General features: G+C 62.4%; 15 protein-coding genes. 9 read left to right on the forward strand and 6 right to left on the reverse strand.

What is annotated here, in order from left to right; genetic code table 11:
• Window positions 1–37: 37 nt before the first annotated feature.
• Window positions 38–1,342, reverse strand: a complete 1,305-nt coding sequence (locus HMPREF2604_RS07795; protein ID WP_070519460.1) for an MFS transporter — start codon at window positions 1,340–1,342, stop codon at window positions 38–40.
• 198 nt (window positions 1,343–1,540) lie between these two features.
• On the opposite strand from HMPREF2604_RS07795, the gene clpX reads away from it, so the two are divergent.
• Entirely contained in the window at window positions 1,541–2,836 is a 1,296-nt protein-coding gene (gene clpX, locus HMPREF2604_RS07800; RefSeq protein ID WP_070519462.1) for an ATP-dependent Clp protease ATP-binding subunit ClpX, read from the forward strand.
• Between the two features lie 239 nt (window positions 2,837–3,075).
• Here clpX and HMPREF2604_RS07805 read toward each other — a convergent pair whose 3' ends face one another.
• Window positions 3,076–3,819 carry a TetR/AcrR family transcriptional regulator gene (locus tag HMPREF2604_RS07805; RefSeq protein ID WP_070564626.1) on the reverse strand — a complete coding sequence of 248 codons (744 nt, stop codon included), beginning with the start codon at window positions 3,817–3,819 and terminating at the stop codon, window positions 3,076–3,078.
• A 175-nt stretch (window positions 3,820–3,994) separates the two neighbouring features.
• Here HMPREF2604_RS07805 and HMPREF2604_RS07810 point away from each other — a divergent pair, with 175 nt between their 5' ends.
• Window positions 3,995–4,957: a malate dehydrogenase gene (locus HMPREF2604_RS07810; protein ID WP_070564628.1), complete on the forward strand. Its 963-nt coding sequence runs from the start codon at window positions 3,995–3,997 to the stop codon at window positions 4,955–4,957.
• On the opposite strand, the gene panC is transcribed toward HMPREF2604_RS07810, so the two are convergent.
• Together panC and panB are read right to left on the reverse strand one after the other, a co-directional pair.
• Window positions 4,954–5,775, reverse strand: coding sequence for a pantoate--beta-alanine ligase (panC, locus tag HMPREF2604_RS07815; protein ID WP_070564631.1), 822 nt, complete (start codon window positions 5,773–5,775; stop codon window positions 4,954–4,956). The genes HMPREF2604_RS07810 and panC overlap by 4 nt on opposite strands.
• 11 nt (window positions 5,776–5,786) lie before the next feature.
• Window positions 5,787–6,608 carry a 3-methyl-2-oxobutanoate hydroxymethyltransferase gene (panB, locus tag HMPREF2604_RS07820; protein ID WP_070564636.1) on the reverse strand — a complete coding sequence of 274 codons (822 nt, stop codon included), beginning with the start codon at window positions 6,606–6,608 and terminating at the stop codon, window positions 5,787–5,789.
• Window positions 6,609–6,665: 57 nt separating this feature from the next.
• Here panB and HMPREF2604_RS07825 point away from each other — a divergent pair, with 57 nt between their 5' ends.
• From HMPREF2604_RS07825 to ndk, 6 genes are read left to right on the forward strand one after another with little or no spacing between them, the layout of a single operon-like run.
• Window positions 6,666–9,404: a valine--tRNA ligase gene (locus HMPREF2604_RS07825; RefSeq protein ID WP_070564639.1), complete on the forward strand. Its 2,739-nt coding sequence runs from the start codon at window positions 6,666–6,668 to the stop codon at window positions 9,402–9,404.
• Window positions 9,404–10,933: a bifunctional tetrahydrofolate synthase/dihydrofolate synthase gene (locus tag HMPREF2604_RS07830; RefSeq protein ID WP_070564642.1), complete on the forward strand. Its 1,530-nt coding sequence runs from the start codon at window positions 9,404–9,406 to the stop codon at window positions 10,931–10,933. The genes HMPREF2604_RS07825 and HMPREF2604_RS07830 overlap by 1 nt, the downstream gene beginning before the upstream one ends.
• Window positions 10,930–11,376: a DUF4233 domain-containing protein gene (locus tag HMPREF2604_RS07835; protein WP_070530438.1), complete on the forward strand. Its 447-nt coding sequence runs from the start codon at window positions 10,930–10,932 to the stop codon at window positions 11,374–11,376. Before HMPREF2604_RS07830 ends, HMPREF2604_RS07835 begins: the two co-directional genes overlap by 4 nt.
• Before the next feature lie 48 nt (window positions 11,377–11,424).
• The gene (locus HMPREF2604_RS07840; RefSeq protein ID WP_070564698.1) at window positions 11,425–12,270 is read left to right on the forward strand and encodes an alpha/beta hydrolase; all 846 of its coding nucleotides are present in this window, start codon (window positions 11,425–11,427) and stop codon (window positions 12,268–12,270) included.
• A 5-nt stretch (window positions 12,271–12,275) separates the two neighbouring features.
• Window positions 12,276–12,587, forward strand: a complete 312-nt coding sequence (locus HMPREF2604_RS07845) for a hypothetical protein (RefSeq protein ID WP_070564645.1) — start codon at window positions 12,276–12,278, stop codon at window positions 12,585–12,587.
• 59 nt (window positions 12,588–12,646) lie between these two features.
• Window positions 12,647–13,057, forward strand: a complete 411-nt coding sequence (gene ndk / locus HMPREF2604_RS07850) for a nucleoside-diphosphate kinase (protein ID WP_070519481.1) — start codon at window positions 12,647–12,649, stop codon at window positions 13,055–13,057.
• Window positions 13,058–13,167: 110 nt separating this feature from the next.
• On the opposite strand, the gene HMPREF2604_RS13675 is transcribed toward ndk, so the two are convergent.
• Entirely contained in the window at window positions 13,168–13,518 is a 351-nt protein-coding gene (locus tag HMPREF2604_RS13675) for an ArsR/SmtB family transcription factor (RefSeq protein WP_083299213.1), read from the reverse strand.
• A gap of 114 nt (window positions 13,519–13,632) precedes the next feature.
• Between HMPREF2604_RS13675 and arsB the strand changes: the two genes are divergently transcribed.
• On the forward strand, window positions 13,633–14,697 hold the full coding sequence (gene arsB / locus HMPREF2604_RS07855; RefSeq protein ID WP_070564701.1) for an ACR3 family arsenite efflux transporter: 1,065 nt from the start codon (window positions 13,633–13,635) through the stop codon (window positions 14,695–14,697).
• Here arsB and HMPREF2604_RS07860 read toward each other — a convergent pair.
• Entirely contained in the window at window positions 14,694–15,497 is an 804-nt protein-coding gene (locus HMPREF2604_RS07860) for a hypothetical protein (RefSeq protein WP_154736838.1), read from the reverse strand. The two genes, arsB and HMPREF2604_RS07860, sit on opposite strands and share 4 nt — an antisense overlap.
• Window positions 15,498–15,564 lie beyond the last annotated feature (67 nt).

Here is a 15,564-nt window from a genome sequence, read left to right on the forward strand (position 1 = left end):
AGCTCCTTAGCGGTTGAGGGTGGCTCTGAGTCCCAGCCTAGGCCGCTACCGGTTGTGGCGTGCTGTGCTTTGTGGTCGCCGTGTAGGCACGCACGCCGATGAGGGAGAGCGCGGCCAGCACCGCGGTAACACCAGCGAGGGTGTAGAGGCCCGTCGGGGTCCAGCCTGTTTCGAGGAGGTAGCCGGCCAGGATAGGCGCGAGGGTGGCGCCGACGCGGGCGATGCCGATGGCGGCGCCCGTTCCCGTGGTGCGCAGTGCGGAAGGGTAGGCCTCTGGGGTGACGGTATAGAGGCCGGAGATGCAGGCGTTGAGGCTAAGGCCTACGCCGACACCGAGGGCAAACATGAGGGTGGGCACGGCGGTGGAGTTGATGAAGCCGACGAGGACGACAGAGGAGACAAGACAGAAGGCGATGAGCAGCGGGCGGGCGTCGATGCGCGTGGTAAATAGGCCGAAGAGGATGGCGCCGATAGCCCCGCCGAAGGAGAGCATGATGCCGCCGATGATGCCTTGCTGGGCGGTCAGGCCCTCGGCGGTAAGCAGCTTCGGGGTCCACTGTGAGGTGAAGTTGTAAGCAAACATGATGAAGCTGAACGCCAGCCAGAGCTTGATGGAGGTGCGCAGGAACTGTGGGGAGATGAGGTCCGTGTAGGACGCCTTGTGGCTGGTGCGGGGACGGACGCTGACCTCGCCCTTGAGGCCGAGTTTGGCGGTGATGGTGCGCACGGCGTCCATGCGGCCGCGGGCGGCGAGGAAGTCGGCGGACTCGGGGACGACAGCAACCGTGAGGAGAAGGGCCACGACGGTGAGTGCTGCGCCGACCCAGAAGATGGGCTGCCAGCTATCGAAGGTTGATGCGATAACACCGCAGAAGGAGGCGCCAAGGCCGTAGCCGGAGGCGTAGATGGCGACGGCCAGTCCGCGGAAGCGCAGGTTGGAATACTCGCTGACGAGGACGGTGACGCAGACGAGGACGCCGCCGACGCCAATGCCGGTGATGAGGCGGAAGATGAGGAGAAGGCTGAACGTTGGCGCGAGGGTGGTGAGAATGAGGCCGACGAGGTCGATGATGAGTGAGACGGTAATCAGCGTGGTGCGCCCGAGGCGGTCAGCTAGCGGCGCGAGAAAGAAAGAGCCGAGGCCGATACCGATGAGCGCGGCGGAGAGGAGCCAGCCTAGGGAGGAATCGGACAAGGCGAACTCTTCGCTGACAGGTCCGGCGCCGAAGGCCATGGCCACCATGTCGTAGCCGTCGAGAGCGTTGAGGAAGAGGGCGATGGCGATGATGAGCCACTGGCGCGCGCCCATGGGGGAGCGGTCGATGAGTTCGCGGATATCCATGAAAGTCTTTCTGCTGATGGAGAGGTTTCGATGTAAGTTAGTGAACCGCTCTGTCTATGTCCATTAACTGCCGTTTTAAATTCAGTGGCGCGCCGCCGCGCGAGGAATAGCGCTCGGGTCTGGGCGGTTTACTAGAGTGGAATAGACTGCGGTAAAATCGCTCCACCCAACCCCAGAGAAAAGAGTTGAAAGGCCTTCATGGCACGTATGCAAGAAAGCGCTGACCTGCTCAAGTGTTCCTTCTGTGGAAAGAGCCAGAAGCAGGTGAAGAAGCTTATCGCCGGCGGCGGCGTCTACATCTGTGACGAGTGCATCGAGCTCTGCAACGAAATCATCGAGGAGGAGCTCGGCGCGGCTCAGGCTGAGGCGAACGAAGAGAAGGAAATGCGCCTTCCGCGTCCTTCGGAGATTTCGGCTTTTCTGGATAAGTATGTCATCGGCCAAGACCAGGCCAAGCGCGTGTTGTCGGTGGCTGTGTACAACCACTACAAGCGCATTAAGGCTGAGGAAGCCGCGGGCTTGGAAGGTCGTCGGAAGAAGACGCAGGATGAAGAAGTGGAGATTGCCAAATCCAACATCCTGATGCTGGGCCCGACGGGCTCCGGAAAGACCTACCTGGCGCAGACCCTGGCGCGTTTGCTCGACGTCCCCTTTGCCATCGCGGATGCCACGAGCCTGACCGAGGCCGGTTACGTGGGCGAGGATGTTGAGAACATCCTGCTCAAGCTGCTGCAGGCTGCGGACTTTGACGTGGAGCGCGCGCAGCACGGCATCATCTACGTCGATGAGGTGGACAAGATCTCCCGCAAGTCGGAGAACCCCTCGATTACCCGCGATGTGTCCGGTGAGGGCGTGCAGCAGGCGCTGCTGAAGATCCTCGAGGGAACCGTGGCGGCCATCCCACCACAGGGCGGACGTAAGCACCCGAACCAGGAGTTCATCCAGCTGGATACCACGAACATCCTCTTTATCGTGGCCGGTGCTTTCGCGGGCTTGGACAAGGTGATTTCGGAGCGCGTGGGCAAGAAGGGCGTGGGCTTCGGCGCCAAGCTGGAGACCAAGGACGAGAAGGAATCCGTCGACTTCTTCTCCCAGGTGCGCCCAGAGGACTTGGTGAAGTTCGGCCTCATCCCGGAATTCATCGGCCGCCTGCCAGTTGTGGCCACGGTGGATAACCTGGACCGCGAATCCTTGGTTAAGGTACTGGTGGAACCGAAGAACTCCCTGGTCAAGCAGTATCAGCGTCTGTTCAGCATGGATGGCGCGGAACTGCACTTCGAGGATGCGGCGCTGGAGGCAATCGCCGAGCTCGCGCTCGAACGCAAGACCGGTGCCCGCGGCCTGCGCGCCATCATGGAGGAGCTGCTCGTTCCCATCATGTATGACCTCCCGGACCGCGAGGACATTGCCAGCGTCCACATCACGCAGGACTGCGTGACTGACGGCGGCGAGCCGGAGTTCGTGTACTCGGATGAGGCGAAGGAATCCGCCTAAACGGCATCTAATAGAAGGCATCTTCACGGCTGAAGATGCCTTTTGTGCTATCTAAAAGGCGTTTTCAGGCCTAAAAACGCCTTCTGTCAGATGCCATCTATGTGTTGGGGCAAAGGAACCAGATGAGTGGGACCATTTAGCTATGGCGCGAGATCGTGACCTGGGATTATGCACGGGCCGGCGGGTAAATGGTTCCTTTACTGTGGTTTTATTGCTCGCCCGGTGCTGGGAAGAGGGGTCTACTCGTAGAGGTCCCGGGACACGTCGCCTTCGTCCTCGGTGGAGTAGACGTCCAAGGGCGCGGATTCGGCTTCCAGCTCGGTCTCGTTCTGCTTGAGATAGGACTCAAAGCCAATGTCGGGGATGTTTGCCGTGAGGAAGGCCAGCACGGCATCGACGGCCATGCGGTGTAGCCCCTCGGTGTTGTTGTGGGTGTGCATATCGATGTCGAGCAGATTGCTCATCATCGCGTGATTTGTCACCCGATACATCGTCAGCGCCGAAATCAGAGTGAAGATATCGTTGGCAGAAATGCCCGGGCGGAAGGCGCCGGAATCTTGGCCCAGCATAAGCAGCCTGTCGAGGTGGAGGGAGATCGCTGAAACGTCGACAAGCGCGTGCGAGGACTCCAGCACACTGTGCGAGGACTCCATCGTCAGCATCCGGATGGCCTCCGGGTTGTCCACGTGCTGGCGGAACATCCAGTCCACCAAAGTGCGCACGCCCTCTACCGGGACCGCGGAATTGATTTCCAAGCTGCCCTCCGGAGGGTTGAGCCGCTGGGCAGCTGCAGCCAATGCTTGCTGGTAAAGGCCCTTTTTATCCCCGAAGTAGTAATGGATCATGCGCTTGGACATTCCAGACATCTTCGACACGGTTTCGAGCTTGGTATCGGCATAACCGTGCTCAGAAAACTGCGCTATCGCAACATCGATCACGTGCTCAACAGAGCCGGAGTCGACCGTTGCAGTCTCAGTGCTCATGGAAAGTCCCGTCTAGTCGATGAATATGCGTACAGTTGTCCACTATGCCGAAAAAAGCCGGCCATGGAGTTCAAGTGCAAAGAACTCGCATCTTTCGGGGGTAAAATCACACCCCATGGGGGCGAAAAACGGGACTAGGGTGGGGAAGTGAGTACCCAGCCGAAAGGATTCACACATGACTGCTTCTCAACCCGTCAAGATCACCGTGACCGGCGCCGCCGGCAACATCGCGTACTCCCTGCTGTGGCGCATCGCTGCCGGCGATGTCTATGGCAAGGACACCCCAGTTGAACTCGCATTGCTGGAAATCCCGGACGCCGTTGGCGCCGCTGAGGGCGTGGCCATGGAACTTAATGACTCCGCCTTCCCGCTCCTTCGCGGCATTACCGTCACCGATGATCCGGAGGTTGCCTTCAAGGACACCAAGGCTGCTTTCCTCGTGGGCTCCCGCCCGCGCACCAAGGGTATGGAGCGCGCTGACCTGCTGGAGGCTAACGGCGCTATCTTCACCGTGCAGGGCAAGGCGCTGAACGCCGTCGCCGCACGCGATGTTCGCGTCCTCGTCGTGGGCAACCCGGCCAATACCAACGCCTACATCGCCGCGAACAGCGCTCCGGACCTGGACCCGAGCCAGTTCAGCGCGCTCATGCGTCTGGACCACAACCGCACGCTGAGCCAGGTGTCCCTCAAGACGGGAGTGCCCACCGCGGAGCTGACCAAGGTTGCCGTTTGGGGCAACCACTCCGCCTCCCAGTTCCCGGACCTGACCTACTCCAACGCCGAGGTAGATGAGACATGGTACAAGGAGGAGATGATTCCGAAGGTGGCCAAGCGCGGCGCCGAGATCATCGCCGTGCGCGGCCGCTCCTCGGCAGCCTCCGCAGCATCCGCCGCGGTGGATCATATGCACGATTGGATCCACGGCACCGAGGATTGGCGCACCGCCGCCATCGTTTCGGATGGCTCCTATGGCGTGGACGAGGGCCTCGTCGCAGGTTTCCCCACCGTCTCCCGGGACGGCAAGTGGGAAATCGTCCAAGGCCTGGAGCTCAGCGATTTCCAGAAGGAGCGGATCGAGGTCTCCGTGCAGGAGCTGCGTGAGGAGCGTGAGGCCGTAGCCCACCTGCTGAAGGGTTAAGCCTCCAGCACCAAGTTATCGATGAGCCGCACCGGCCCCACCTGCGCTGCAACCAGCGCCAAGGCGGGCCGGTGTTGCGCATCTACGGGCTCGAGCGTGGCCGGGTCCACCACGGTGAGGTAATCCACCGTCACACCGGGGGAGGAGGTGAGCTGGGCCTCGGCTTCTTCACGTGAGGCGCCATCCTGCAGCGCGAAGAGCGCCTGGGATAGGGCGACCGCCTGCTCGCGCTCGCGGGGGCTAAGCCGCGCATTGCGGCTGGACTCGGCCACGCCGTCCGTTGCGCGCACGATGGGCACGCTGATGATGTCCAGCGGCACATCGAGGTCCGCCACCAGGCGGCGGATGATGGCTACTTGCTGCGCATCCTTTTGCCCAAAATAAGCGCGGTCTGGTGCGACAAGGTGAAACAGCTTGCTCACCACGGTGGCCACGCCGTCGAAGTGGCCGGGGCGCGAGGCGCCTTCCAAGACCGAGCCCATCTCACCCGTGCGCACCCACACCCGCGGGGTACCATCCGGGTACATTTCCTCCACGCTGGGGGCGAAGACCGCATCGACTCCCAATGAGTCCAGCAGCGCGGCATCCGCGTCGAGGGTGCGCGGGTAGGCGCGGTAGTCTTCGCAATCGCCCAGGTCCGTGAACTGGAGGGGATTGACAAAGACCGAGCTCACCACGGTGTCGTTGTCTTCGCGGGCGCGGCGGATGAGGGACGCGTGGCCGTCGTGAAGCGCGCCCATCGTTGGCACCAAGCCCACGGTGCCGGAGGCTGCGGCGCGGAAGGCACGGAGTTCAGATTTAGTTTTCAGGATCTGCATGGCTTAAAACCCTAGTCCTCGAAGGATTCCTCGGCGTTGGGGAAGGAGCGCTCGCCCACATCCGCTACGTATTCCTTCGCACCTTCCAGTAGCGCACCGCGCAGGTCTGCGTAGCGGCGCACGAAGCGCGGCGCCTTGGGTCCGCCCAGGCCGAAGGCATCGGTCCACACCAGAATCTGACCGTCGGTCTGCGCACCGGCGCCGATGCCGATGGTGGGGATGGGCAGCTCCCTGGTCACCTGCTCAGCAAGGGCCGCCGGGACCATCTCCAGCACCACGGCGAAGGCGCCGGCCTCGGCGAGGGCGCGGGCGTCGTCGTGAAGCTTCTCCGCACCGGCACCCCGGCCTTGGACCACGAAGCCGCCCAAGGCGTGGACTTGCTGGGGCGTGAAGCCGATGTGGGCGCAGACCGGGATGCCGGCGGCGACAAGCGCGGCAACAATGGGAGCGCGCTCCGCACCGCCCTCCAGCTTCACGGCCTGCGCGCCGGTTTCCTTCATGACGCGCACCGCGGTCTCGAGCGCCTGGGAGGGGCCGTCCTCATAGGAGCCGAAGGGAAGGTCCACCACCACGAAGGCACGGGAGGTCGATGCAACCACCGCGCGGGCCAGCGGAATCATCTCATCCAGGGTGAGCGAGAGCGTGGTTTCGCGGCCCAGCACCACATTGGCCAGTGAATCGCCGACGAGCAGGAGATCTACCCCGGCTTCATCGAAGATCTCGGCGGTCATGCAGTCATAGCTCGTCAGGCACGCGAATGCCTGAGAGTTGTCTTTGGCTTGGGCGAAGTAACGGGTGCGGAGGCGGGCGCGGTGGCCAGGGTTGTGAGACATGCCCTTACTCTAGACACGGCGCTGGTGCCAGTTGACGCACAGGGTAGAGTTGGCCAGGTGACTGATCAGAATAAAGAGCAACTCGTTGGCACCAACCGCGCGGACCAGCTTCCCAAGTCCTGGGAGCCGCAGGCAGTAGAGAAAGACCTCTACGAAGGCTGGGTAAGCGCCGGTTACTTCACCCCGGATGCTTCCTCGGAGGCGGAGCCTTATTCCATCGTGCTGCCGCCGCCGAACGTCACCGGCCAGCTGCACATGGGCCACGCCTTGGACCACACTCTGATCGACTCCATCATTCGCCGCAAGCGCATGCAGGGTTATGCCACCCTGTGGCTGCCGGGCGCTGACCACGCAGGCATCGCCACCCAGACCAAGGTGGAGGCCCGCCTGCGTGAGCAGGAGGGCAAGAAGCGCTGGGACTATGAGCGCGAGGAATTTATCAACAAGGTCTGGGAGTGGAAGGAAGAATTCGGCGGCACCATCCAGAACCAGATGCGCGCCATCGGTGACTCGGTGGACTGGTCCCGCGAGCGCTTCACCCTGGATGATGGCCTCTCCCGCGCCGTGCAAACCATCTTCAAGACCCTCTACGACGAGGGCATGATCTACCAGGCTAACCGTCTGGTCAACTGGTCCCCGGTGCTGGAGACCGCGGTGTCCGATATCGAGGTCGTGTACAAGGACGTCGAGGGCGAGCTCGTGTCCATTCGTTATGGTTCGCTGAACGACGACGAACCGCACCTCATCGTTGCCACCACCCGTGTGGAGACGATGCTGGGTGACGTCGCCATCGCTGTCCACCCCGACGATGAGCGCTACGCCCACCTGGTGGGCAAGGAACTGCCGCACCCCTTCCGCGATGATTTGAGCCTGAAGATCATCGCCGATGATTATGTGGACATGGAATTCGGTACCGGTGCCGTGAAGATCACCCCGGCGCACGATCCGAATGACTACGCCATGGGCCTGCGCCACGACCTGGACATGCCCACCATCATGGACACCACCGGCCACATCGCGAACACCGGCACGAAGTTCGATGGCCTGACCCGCGAAGAAGCCCGCGTGGAGATCCGCGAGGCGCTGCGCGAGCAGGGCCGCATTGTCAAGGAGATTCGCCCCTACGTCCACTCCGTGGGTCACTCGGAGCGCTCCGGCGAGCCGATTGAGCCGCGCCTGAGCCTGCAGTGGTTCGTGGCCGTGGAGAAGATGGCGAAGATGTCCGGTGACGCCGTCCGCGAGGGCGATACCACCATCCACCCGAAGTCCCTGGAGCCGCGCTACTTTGAGTGGGTCGATGACATGCACGATTGGTGCATCTCCCGCCAGCTGTGGTGGGGCCACCGCATCCCGATCTGGTACGGCCCGGAGGGCAAGGACGGCCAGCGCGACATTATCTGCGTCGGCCCCGACGAGGAAGCCCCAGAAGGCTACGTCCAGGACCCGGACGTTCTGGATACCTGGTTCTCGTCGGCGCTGTGGCCTTTCTCCACGATGGGCTGGCCGGAAAAGACCGCCGATCTGGAGAAGTTCTTCCCCACGAACGTGTTGGTCACCGCCTATGACATCCTCTTCTTCTGGGTCGCCCGCATGATGATGTTCGGCACCTTCGCCGGCGCCCACACTCCGGAGCTGCTCGGTGAAGGCAAGGACGGCCGCCCGCAGGTGCCGTTCACGGATATCTACCTCCACGGCTTGGTGCGCGATGAGCAGGGACGCAAGATGTCGAAGTCCTTGGGCAACGGCATCGACCCGATGGATTGGGTGCGCGACTATGGCGCGGACGCACTGCGTTTCACCCTGGCCCGCGGCGCGAACCCGGGCGTGGACCTGCCGCTGGCTGTCGACGCCGCTGCTGCCGGCCGCAACTTTGCCACCAAGCTCTTCAACGCCACCAAGTTCGCGCTCATGAACGGCGCGGGCGTGGCGGAGCTGCCGGCACGCGACGCGCTGACCGACGCCGACCGCTGGATCCTCGACCGCTCCGAAGAGGTCCGCGCCAAGGTGGATGCCTACCTGGATGATTACCAGTTTGCGAAGGCCAACGAGCTGCTCTACCACTTCGTGTGGGATGAGCTGTGTGACTGGTACCTGGAGATTGCCAAGACCCAGATCCCGCGCGACTTCGATGCGGCGAGCGCCGAGGAGCAGGCCACCGGACGCACCACCCAGATCGTCCTGGGCCGCGTGCTCGACCTGGTTCTGCGCCTGCTGCACCCGACGATGCCGTTTGTCACCGAGGTCCTGTGGAAGGCCCTGACCGGTGGGGAGACCATCGTCACCGCGCAGTGGCCGACTCAGGAGCACACCAACGGCGGCGCCGAGAAGGACGAGGTCGCCGCCCGCCGCATTCAGGACGCAGACAAGCTCATCACCGAGCTGCGCCGCTTCCGCTCCGATCAGGGTGTCAAGCCTTCGCAGAAGGTCCCGGGCCGCCTCGACTTCGCCGCGGCCGACCTGCAGGAGCAGGAGGGGCTCATCCGCAACCTGGCCAACACTACCGAGCCGGGTGAGGACTTCACCGCGTCCGCCTCCATCGAGGTGCGCCTGTCCCAGGCCACCGTCGAGGTCACCTTGGACACTTCCGGCGCCGTCGACGTCGCCGCAGAGCGCAAGCGCCTGGAGAAGGATTTGGCCAAGGCCCAAAAGGAGCTGGACCAGACCGGTAAGAAGCTGGGCAACGAGGCCTTCCTGTCCAAGGCGCCGGAGGCAGTCGTGGAGAAGATCCGCGTGCGCCAGCAGGTGGCCCAGGAAGAAGTCGAGCGCATCACTGCACGTCTGGAGGGGCTCAAGTAGTGGCGGAGGAGAAAGACCGCGAGGAATTTGAGGTCGTCGATGCCCTCGCGGAGGGCACCGATGGCGGGCCGGTCGAAATCACCGACTCCGGCCTAACACTCAACCTCGGCGGCGAGGATGACTACGAGGAGGCAGCGCCCGAGCAGGCCACGCCGGAGGAGCTCGCGGAGCTGGCTCAGGTGACCGCGGAGCTCAACGCGCGTGCCCCGGAGACTATCATTGAGCCCAGCCTCGAGCGCATCGAGATGCTCATGGATCTCTTGGGCAATCCGGAGCGTTCCTTCCACGTCATCCAGGTCGCTGGCACCAACGGCAAGTCCTCGACCGCGCGCATGATCGACTCGCTGCTGCGCTCCTTCCACCGCCGCGTAGGCCTCGTCACCAGCCCGCACCTGCAGTTGGTGACCGAGCGCATCGGCATCGACGGCCACCCCATCCACCCGCGCGACTTCGTGCGCATCTGGCGCGAAATCAAGCCCTATGTGGAAATGGTGGATTCCCGCTCCGACATCCCCATGTCCACCTTCGAGGTGCTCGTCGGTATTTCCTACGCGGCCTTCGCCGATGCGCCCATCGACGTCGCCGTGGTCGAGGTCGGCCTCGGCGGCACGTGGGATGCCACGAACGTGGTCAACGCGGAGGTAGCCGTGGTCATGCCGGTGGGTCTCGACCACACCGATTACCTCGGTGACACCATCACCGAGATCGCCGGTGAAAAGGCCGGCATCATCAAAGCCCGCGAGCACGACGCCGACGACGTGCTCACGCCGGGGGAGAACATCGCCATCATCGCCGAGCAGGAGCCGGAGGCCATGCGTGTGTTGCTGCAGCGCACCGTCGACGTAGGCGCCGGCGTAGCGCGCGCGGGCTCCGAGTTCGCCGCGCTGGAATCCCGCATTGCCGTCGGCGGCCAGCAGCTCACCATCCAAGGTCTCGGCGGCCTCTATGAGGACATCTTCCTGCCGCTACACGGCGAGCACCAAGCCAAGAACGCGGCCGTCGCTTTGGCGGCGGTGGAGGCTTTCTTCGGGGCGTCGTCAGGCAATCAGCTCGACATCGCCTCCGTGCGCACCGGCTTTGCCAAGGCCATTTCCCCCGGACGCTTGGAGCGCGTGCGCACCAGCCCCACGACGTTCTTGGACGCCTGCCACAACCCACACGGCGCTAAGGCCCTAGCCGCAGCGCTCGACCGTGACTTCAACTTCGCCCGCCTCATCGGCGTAGTGTCCATCTTCGCCGACAAGGACGCCGCCGGCATCCTCACGGCCTTGGAATCCGTTCTCACGGAAGTCGTCATCACGCAGAACACCTCCCCGCGCGCCCGCGATGCCTACGAGCTGGCGGAGCTCGCCCGCGACATCTTCGGTGAGGAGCGCGTGTACGTCGAACCAGAGCTGCCCAGCGCCTATACCCAAGCCGTGGAATTGGCGGAGGAGGCCGATGTGCAGTCCGGTTCCGGCATCGTGATTACTGGCTCGGTGGTCACGGCAGGTGACGCCCGCGCACTCTTTGGAAAGGAGCCCGCATGAGTCCCCGCAAACCCGTCCCCGAGGAGGAGATCGGCCCGCTCGGACTAGGCCAAGCGCCGGCCAAGGATCCCCTCAAGCAATTCGGTGGCATGGTGGTGGCCAGCTCCCTCACGCTGGAACTCATCACCTTGGTTTTGGCGCTGCCGATGCTGTACAAGCTGTATGACGGCACCCTGTGGACCCCGTTCAACTATGGCGTGGTCATCGGATTTATGGTGCTGTTGTTAGCGTCCTTCCCGTTCATGAACAAGCCTTGGATCGTCGGGGTATTGATCGTGTTCCACGTCATCGGCATTGTTCTTGGTTTCATGGTCCACTGGTCCGTGGCCACGATCTTCATCATCTTCGCCCTTCTTTGGGCTCTGGCGGCGTATATGCGCTCGGTGCTCGTTGCCCGCATGGACCGCGGCTACCTCACCACGCAGCACCTGACTGAGAAGTAGGCCGCTGCGGTGTATATCCGGCCGGAGCTGCGCGCGGGCGCGGCATTCATGTCTTTGTGGGATCCGACCAACCCGCTGATCCGCCGCGCCGGGCGTGTAGTTCCAGCGCTGTGGCCCGCCCCCTATATCCAGGGCGTGCGCACGCGGCGGGTGAGAAACGCCGAAATCCGCGCGACCATCTATAGCCCGGAGAACCCACGCGGAGCCGTGCTGTGGATCCATGGCGGAGGGCTGCTCATGGGCCATCCGCGCCAGGACGTCAAACACCTCAAAGAGACCGCTGCGGAAGTCGGCGTCACCGTCATCGCGCCGCGCTATCGCTATGCCCCGGAAAATCCCTATCCGGCCGCGCTTGACGACGTCCACTCGGCCCACCACTGGCTCCTCACGCATGCGGAGGAGCTGGGAATCAGCCCGGATCGGATTGTCATCGGCGGCCAAAGCGCCGGGGGAGGGCTCGCCGCCGCACTGTGCCAGCGCCTCTATGATGAAGGCGGAATCCAGCCGGCGGGGCAGTGGCTGTTCTGTCCGATGCTGGATGACCGTGCAGCGTCCACCGACCGCAACCCCATCTGGGATGCGGATTCCAACGCGCAGGCCTGGCGCTACTACACCAACGGCAACCCGGACGCGCCCTATGTCGTGCCCGGCCGCCGCGCGGATCTGTCTGGCCTACCGCCGGCGTGGCTGTATGCGGGCAGCAGCGAGCTCTTCTATGGGGAGATTGTGGACTACGCGCAACGCCTGAAGTCCGCAGGCGTGCCCACGCAGTGCGAGGTTGTGGATGGCGGCGTCCACGCCTTCGAGTTGTGGGCTCCCTATACTGCGGAGGCGAAGCGCCTGCTCATGAACTCTCGCGTCTGGCTGCAGTCGACGCTGAACGCGCTAGACTAGCCGGCATGCTCTTTCTTCTCTACGGCCTGTCCGCCCTGTTATGCATCGCTGCTCTCGTGGCCAAGCTGTACTTTGGCGGCTTTGCGCTGCCGCTGGCGCTGTTGATTCCGGCCTTCGTCTTCCTCGTCGTCGGCGTGCTCAAACAGCAGCGCGACGAGCGCCCGGTGGAGTTTGCGGATTTGGAAGAATGGCACCGCGAGGAGCTGAAAAGCCTGCTGGAAAGCGGCCAATACGGCACGGCCGTGCGTCAAGTACAGATGTGGTTTCGCGGCACGAGCCATGAGCGCGCGGAGGAAATCGTGCGCCGCCTCACGTAGCGCTTAATAATTGGCCCACTGTCGGGACGCGGGAGCACCTGTTCTGTACTATGTGCCCTATGACTGAACGTACACTCATTCTCATCAAGCCGGACGGCGTGAAGAACGGCCACGTGGGCGAGATCATCTCCCGCATCGAGCGCAAGGGCCTGAAGCTCGTCGCCATGGATCTGCGCGTCGCCGACGAGGAGACCGCAAAGAAGCACTACGCCGAGCACGAGGATAAGCCTTTCTTCGGCGATCTCGTTGACTTCATCACCTCCGCACCGCTGGTTGCGGGCGTTGTCGAAGGCGAATCCGCTATCGCTGCATGGCGTCAGCTCGCCGGTGGCACCCACCCAGTAGAGAAGGCTACCCCGGGCACCATCCGCGGTGACTTCGCTCTGACCGTTGGCGAGAACGTCGTCCACGGCTCCGACTCCCCGGAGTCCGCCGAGCGCGAGATCTCCATCTGGTTCCCGAACCTCTAACTATGATTACCGCGCTGAGCGCGTAACGAAGCCCGAGCAGATGCTCGGGCTTTTTCTATTTCCCGCCCCGCTATTGCACGCTGGCTAACGGGTGCACGCTGGTTCGCGGGTCAATCGAAAGAGAGAAGTGTGCGCAACGCCGTAAAAGCGTCTTTTTCAACGCGATGAGTGACGGTACGGCCTCTTTGCTCTCGGGTGAGGAGGCCAGCTTCCCGCAGACGTGCCAAGTGGTGGGAGACTGTGGGTTGGCTCAGTGCGGTGAGCTCTGTGAGTTTCGTGACGCTCATCGGTCCGCACCCTTCATCACACAGAATGGACAGGAGCCGGAGGCGGGCTGGGTCAGCCAGGACTTTAAATTGCTGGGAAAAGTGCGCCGCCTCGGCGGCGCTCAGAGGGCCCGTGCTGAGGGAACAACACTCAGCCGCGTCAGCGCTGGTCTTGGGAGCGGGGGAGGAAGCCATGTGTTCAGTATATGGCCTATGCTTGCCTTCGTAATCATATTGACGTGTATCAATACGAGCTGTATATTGCACTTTCGTATCCTGCTCTGTTCAACAATGAAGGAAGAGGAAGACATGGCCCTGCCGCAGCGTCCCACGTTGTCTTTTCTTGACCGCTTTCTACCCGTGTGGATCATCTTGGCGATGGCCATTGGACTGCTTATCGGACACTTTCTCCCCGGAATTGGTCACGCCTTAGGGGCCGTCAAAGTTGGTGGGATTTCCATTCCGATCGCAATTGGCCTCCTCCTCATGATGTATCCGCCTTTGGCGAAGGTCCGCTATGAGAAAACCCGGGAAATTGCTACTGATGGCCGTCTCATGGTGGTGTCGCTCGTCCTCAATTGGCTGGTGGGGCCTGCGCTCATGTTTGCCCTGGCATGGCTCTTTTTGACTGACCAGCCGGAGCTTCGCACCGGCGTGATCATTGTGGGTCTTGCTCGCTGTATCGCCATGGTGCTCGTGTGGTCGGATCTGTCGTGTGCGGACCGCGAGGCAACGGCGATCCTTGTCGCGCTTAACTCTGTTTTCCAAGTGGCCATGTTTGGCGTGTTGGGATGGTTCTACCTTCGCATCCTCCCAAGCTGGTTGGGACTTGATACCACGAGTGCAGAGTTCTCTTTTTGGGCCATCGTCAAGGCTGTTCTCGTGTTCCTGGGCATTCCGTTCCTTTTGGGTGCGTTGTCCCGCTTCTGGGGCGAAAAGGCGAAGGGACGAGAGTGGTTTGAGGACCGCTTCCTCCCTGCTGTATCGCCTCTGGCTCTGATCGGATTGCTTTACACCATCGTTCTGCTGTTTTCTCTGCAAGGCGAAAACATCGTGGAGCAGCCAGCAGCGGTAGCACGCGTTGCTGTGCCATTAGTTATCTATTTCGTTGGCATGTTTGTGTTGTCATTGGGCGTAGCTAAGTCCGTAGGGATGAACTATGCGCAATCTGCCAGCGTGGCTTTTACTGCTGCAGGAAACAATTTTGAGCTTGCGATCGCGGTATCCATTGGAACGTTCGGCGCGACTTCTGCCCAGGCCCTAGCCGGAACGATTGGTCCTCTCGTTGAAATCCCCGTTCTCGTGAGCTTGGTCTACCTTATGCTGTGGATCGGGCCGAAGCTCTTTCCGGGCGATGACACCCTTCCACGCTAGCGTGTGTGCGCGGCGTCCATGCTGCGCACACCTGCCTCGGTAAGCGTGATGTTGTAGGTGCGTTTTCCTTTGCCGTATATCAAGCCAGACATCTTCACCACGCCTGCCTTCTCGAGCTCGCGCATTTCCTCCTCGAGCCCCTCCTCGTAGCCGAGTAGCTTGCTCAATGCTGGGATGGAAATCGTGTTACCGGTAACGGCGCCCGCCGCCACCAATCCGCTGAGGGCCTCTGGGTGTTCCTCAACGGCGGCAATGCTTTTCTCTGTGACGCCATCCAAGCTGTCCTTTTCTGTGATGGCTTTGATGCGGCGCTTGCCCACGCGGAAAGAGGTGGTGCCGAAGGCGCGGCCACCGATGATGAATGCCGGTATGGCAAAGGCCGTGTGGCCCGCTGCGACGAGGATGGGGTTGAGCGATATATCGCCGACAATCCCGGTGGACTTAATCCCTTCGGTGATAAGCGGCGAAAAGATGGCGAGCACCGGCAACAGGTAGGCAAGGGTGGGGTAGTCGCCCGCCCGAAACTCTTCCTGCGCGGCTTGTACAAACTTCGGTTTGCTGCGAATGATGCGGATGGCGCCGTAGATCATGGCGATCCACAGCACCGCATAGACCGGGACCGCATAAGGGTAAGGAAAATCAACAACCCGCAGGCCGGAGGCGATGCCCGCGGGTACGGCTACGGTGACAATATCCCGCAGCGCAATCTCGTTGCGGGCGCGCGCCTGCGCCACTGTGCGTGGCGTCTGTTCAGGTAATTTCCGCTCTGCAGGTGTGTTTGTGGGCGTGCCGTCGGACATAGCGGCGATACTAACATGTGAGCCTTAATCGAGCTCTGTGCCAGAATAGAAGGCGCTGACAACTTAA

It is taken from the genome of Corynebacterium sp. HMSC055A01, from assembly GCF_001809405.1.
Classification (GTDB): Bacteria; Actinomycetota; Actinomycetes; order Mycobacteriales; family Mycobacteriaceae; genus Corynebacterium; species Corynebacterium hesseae.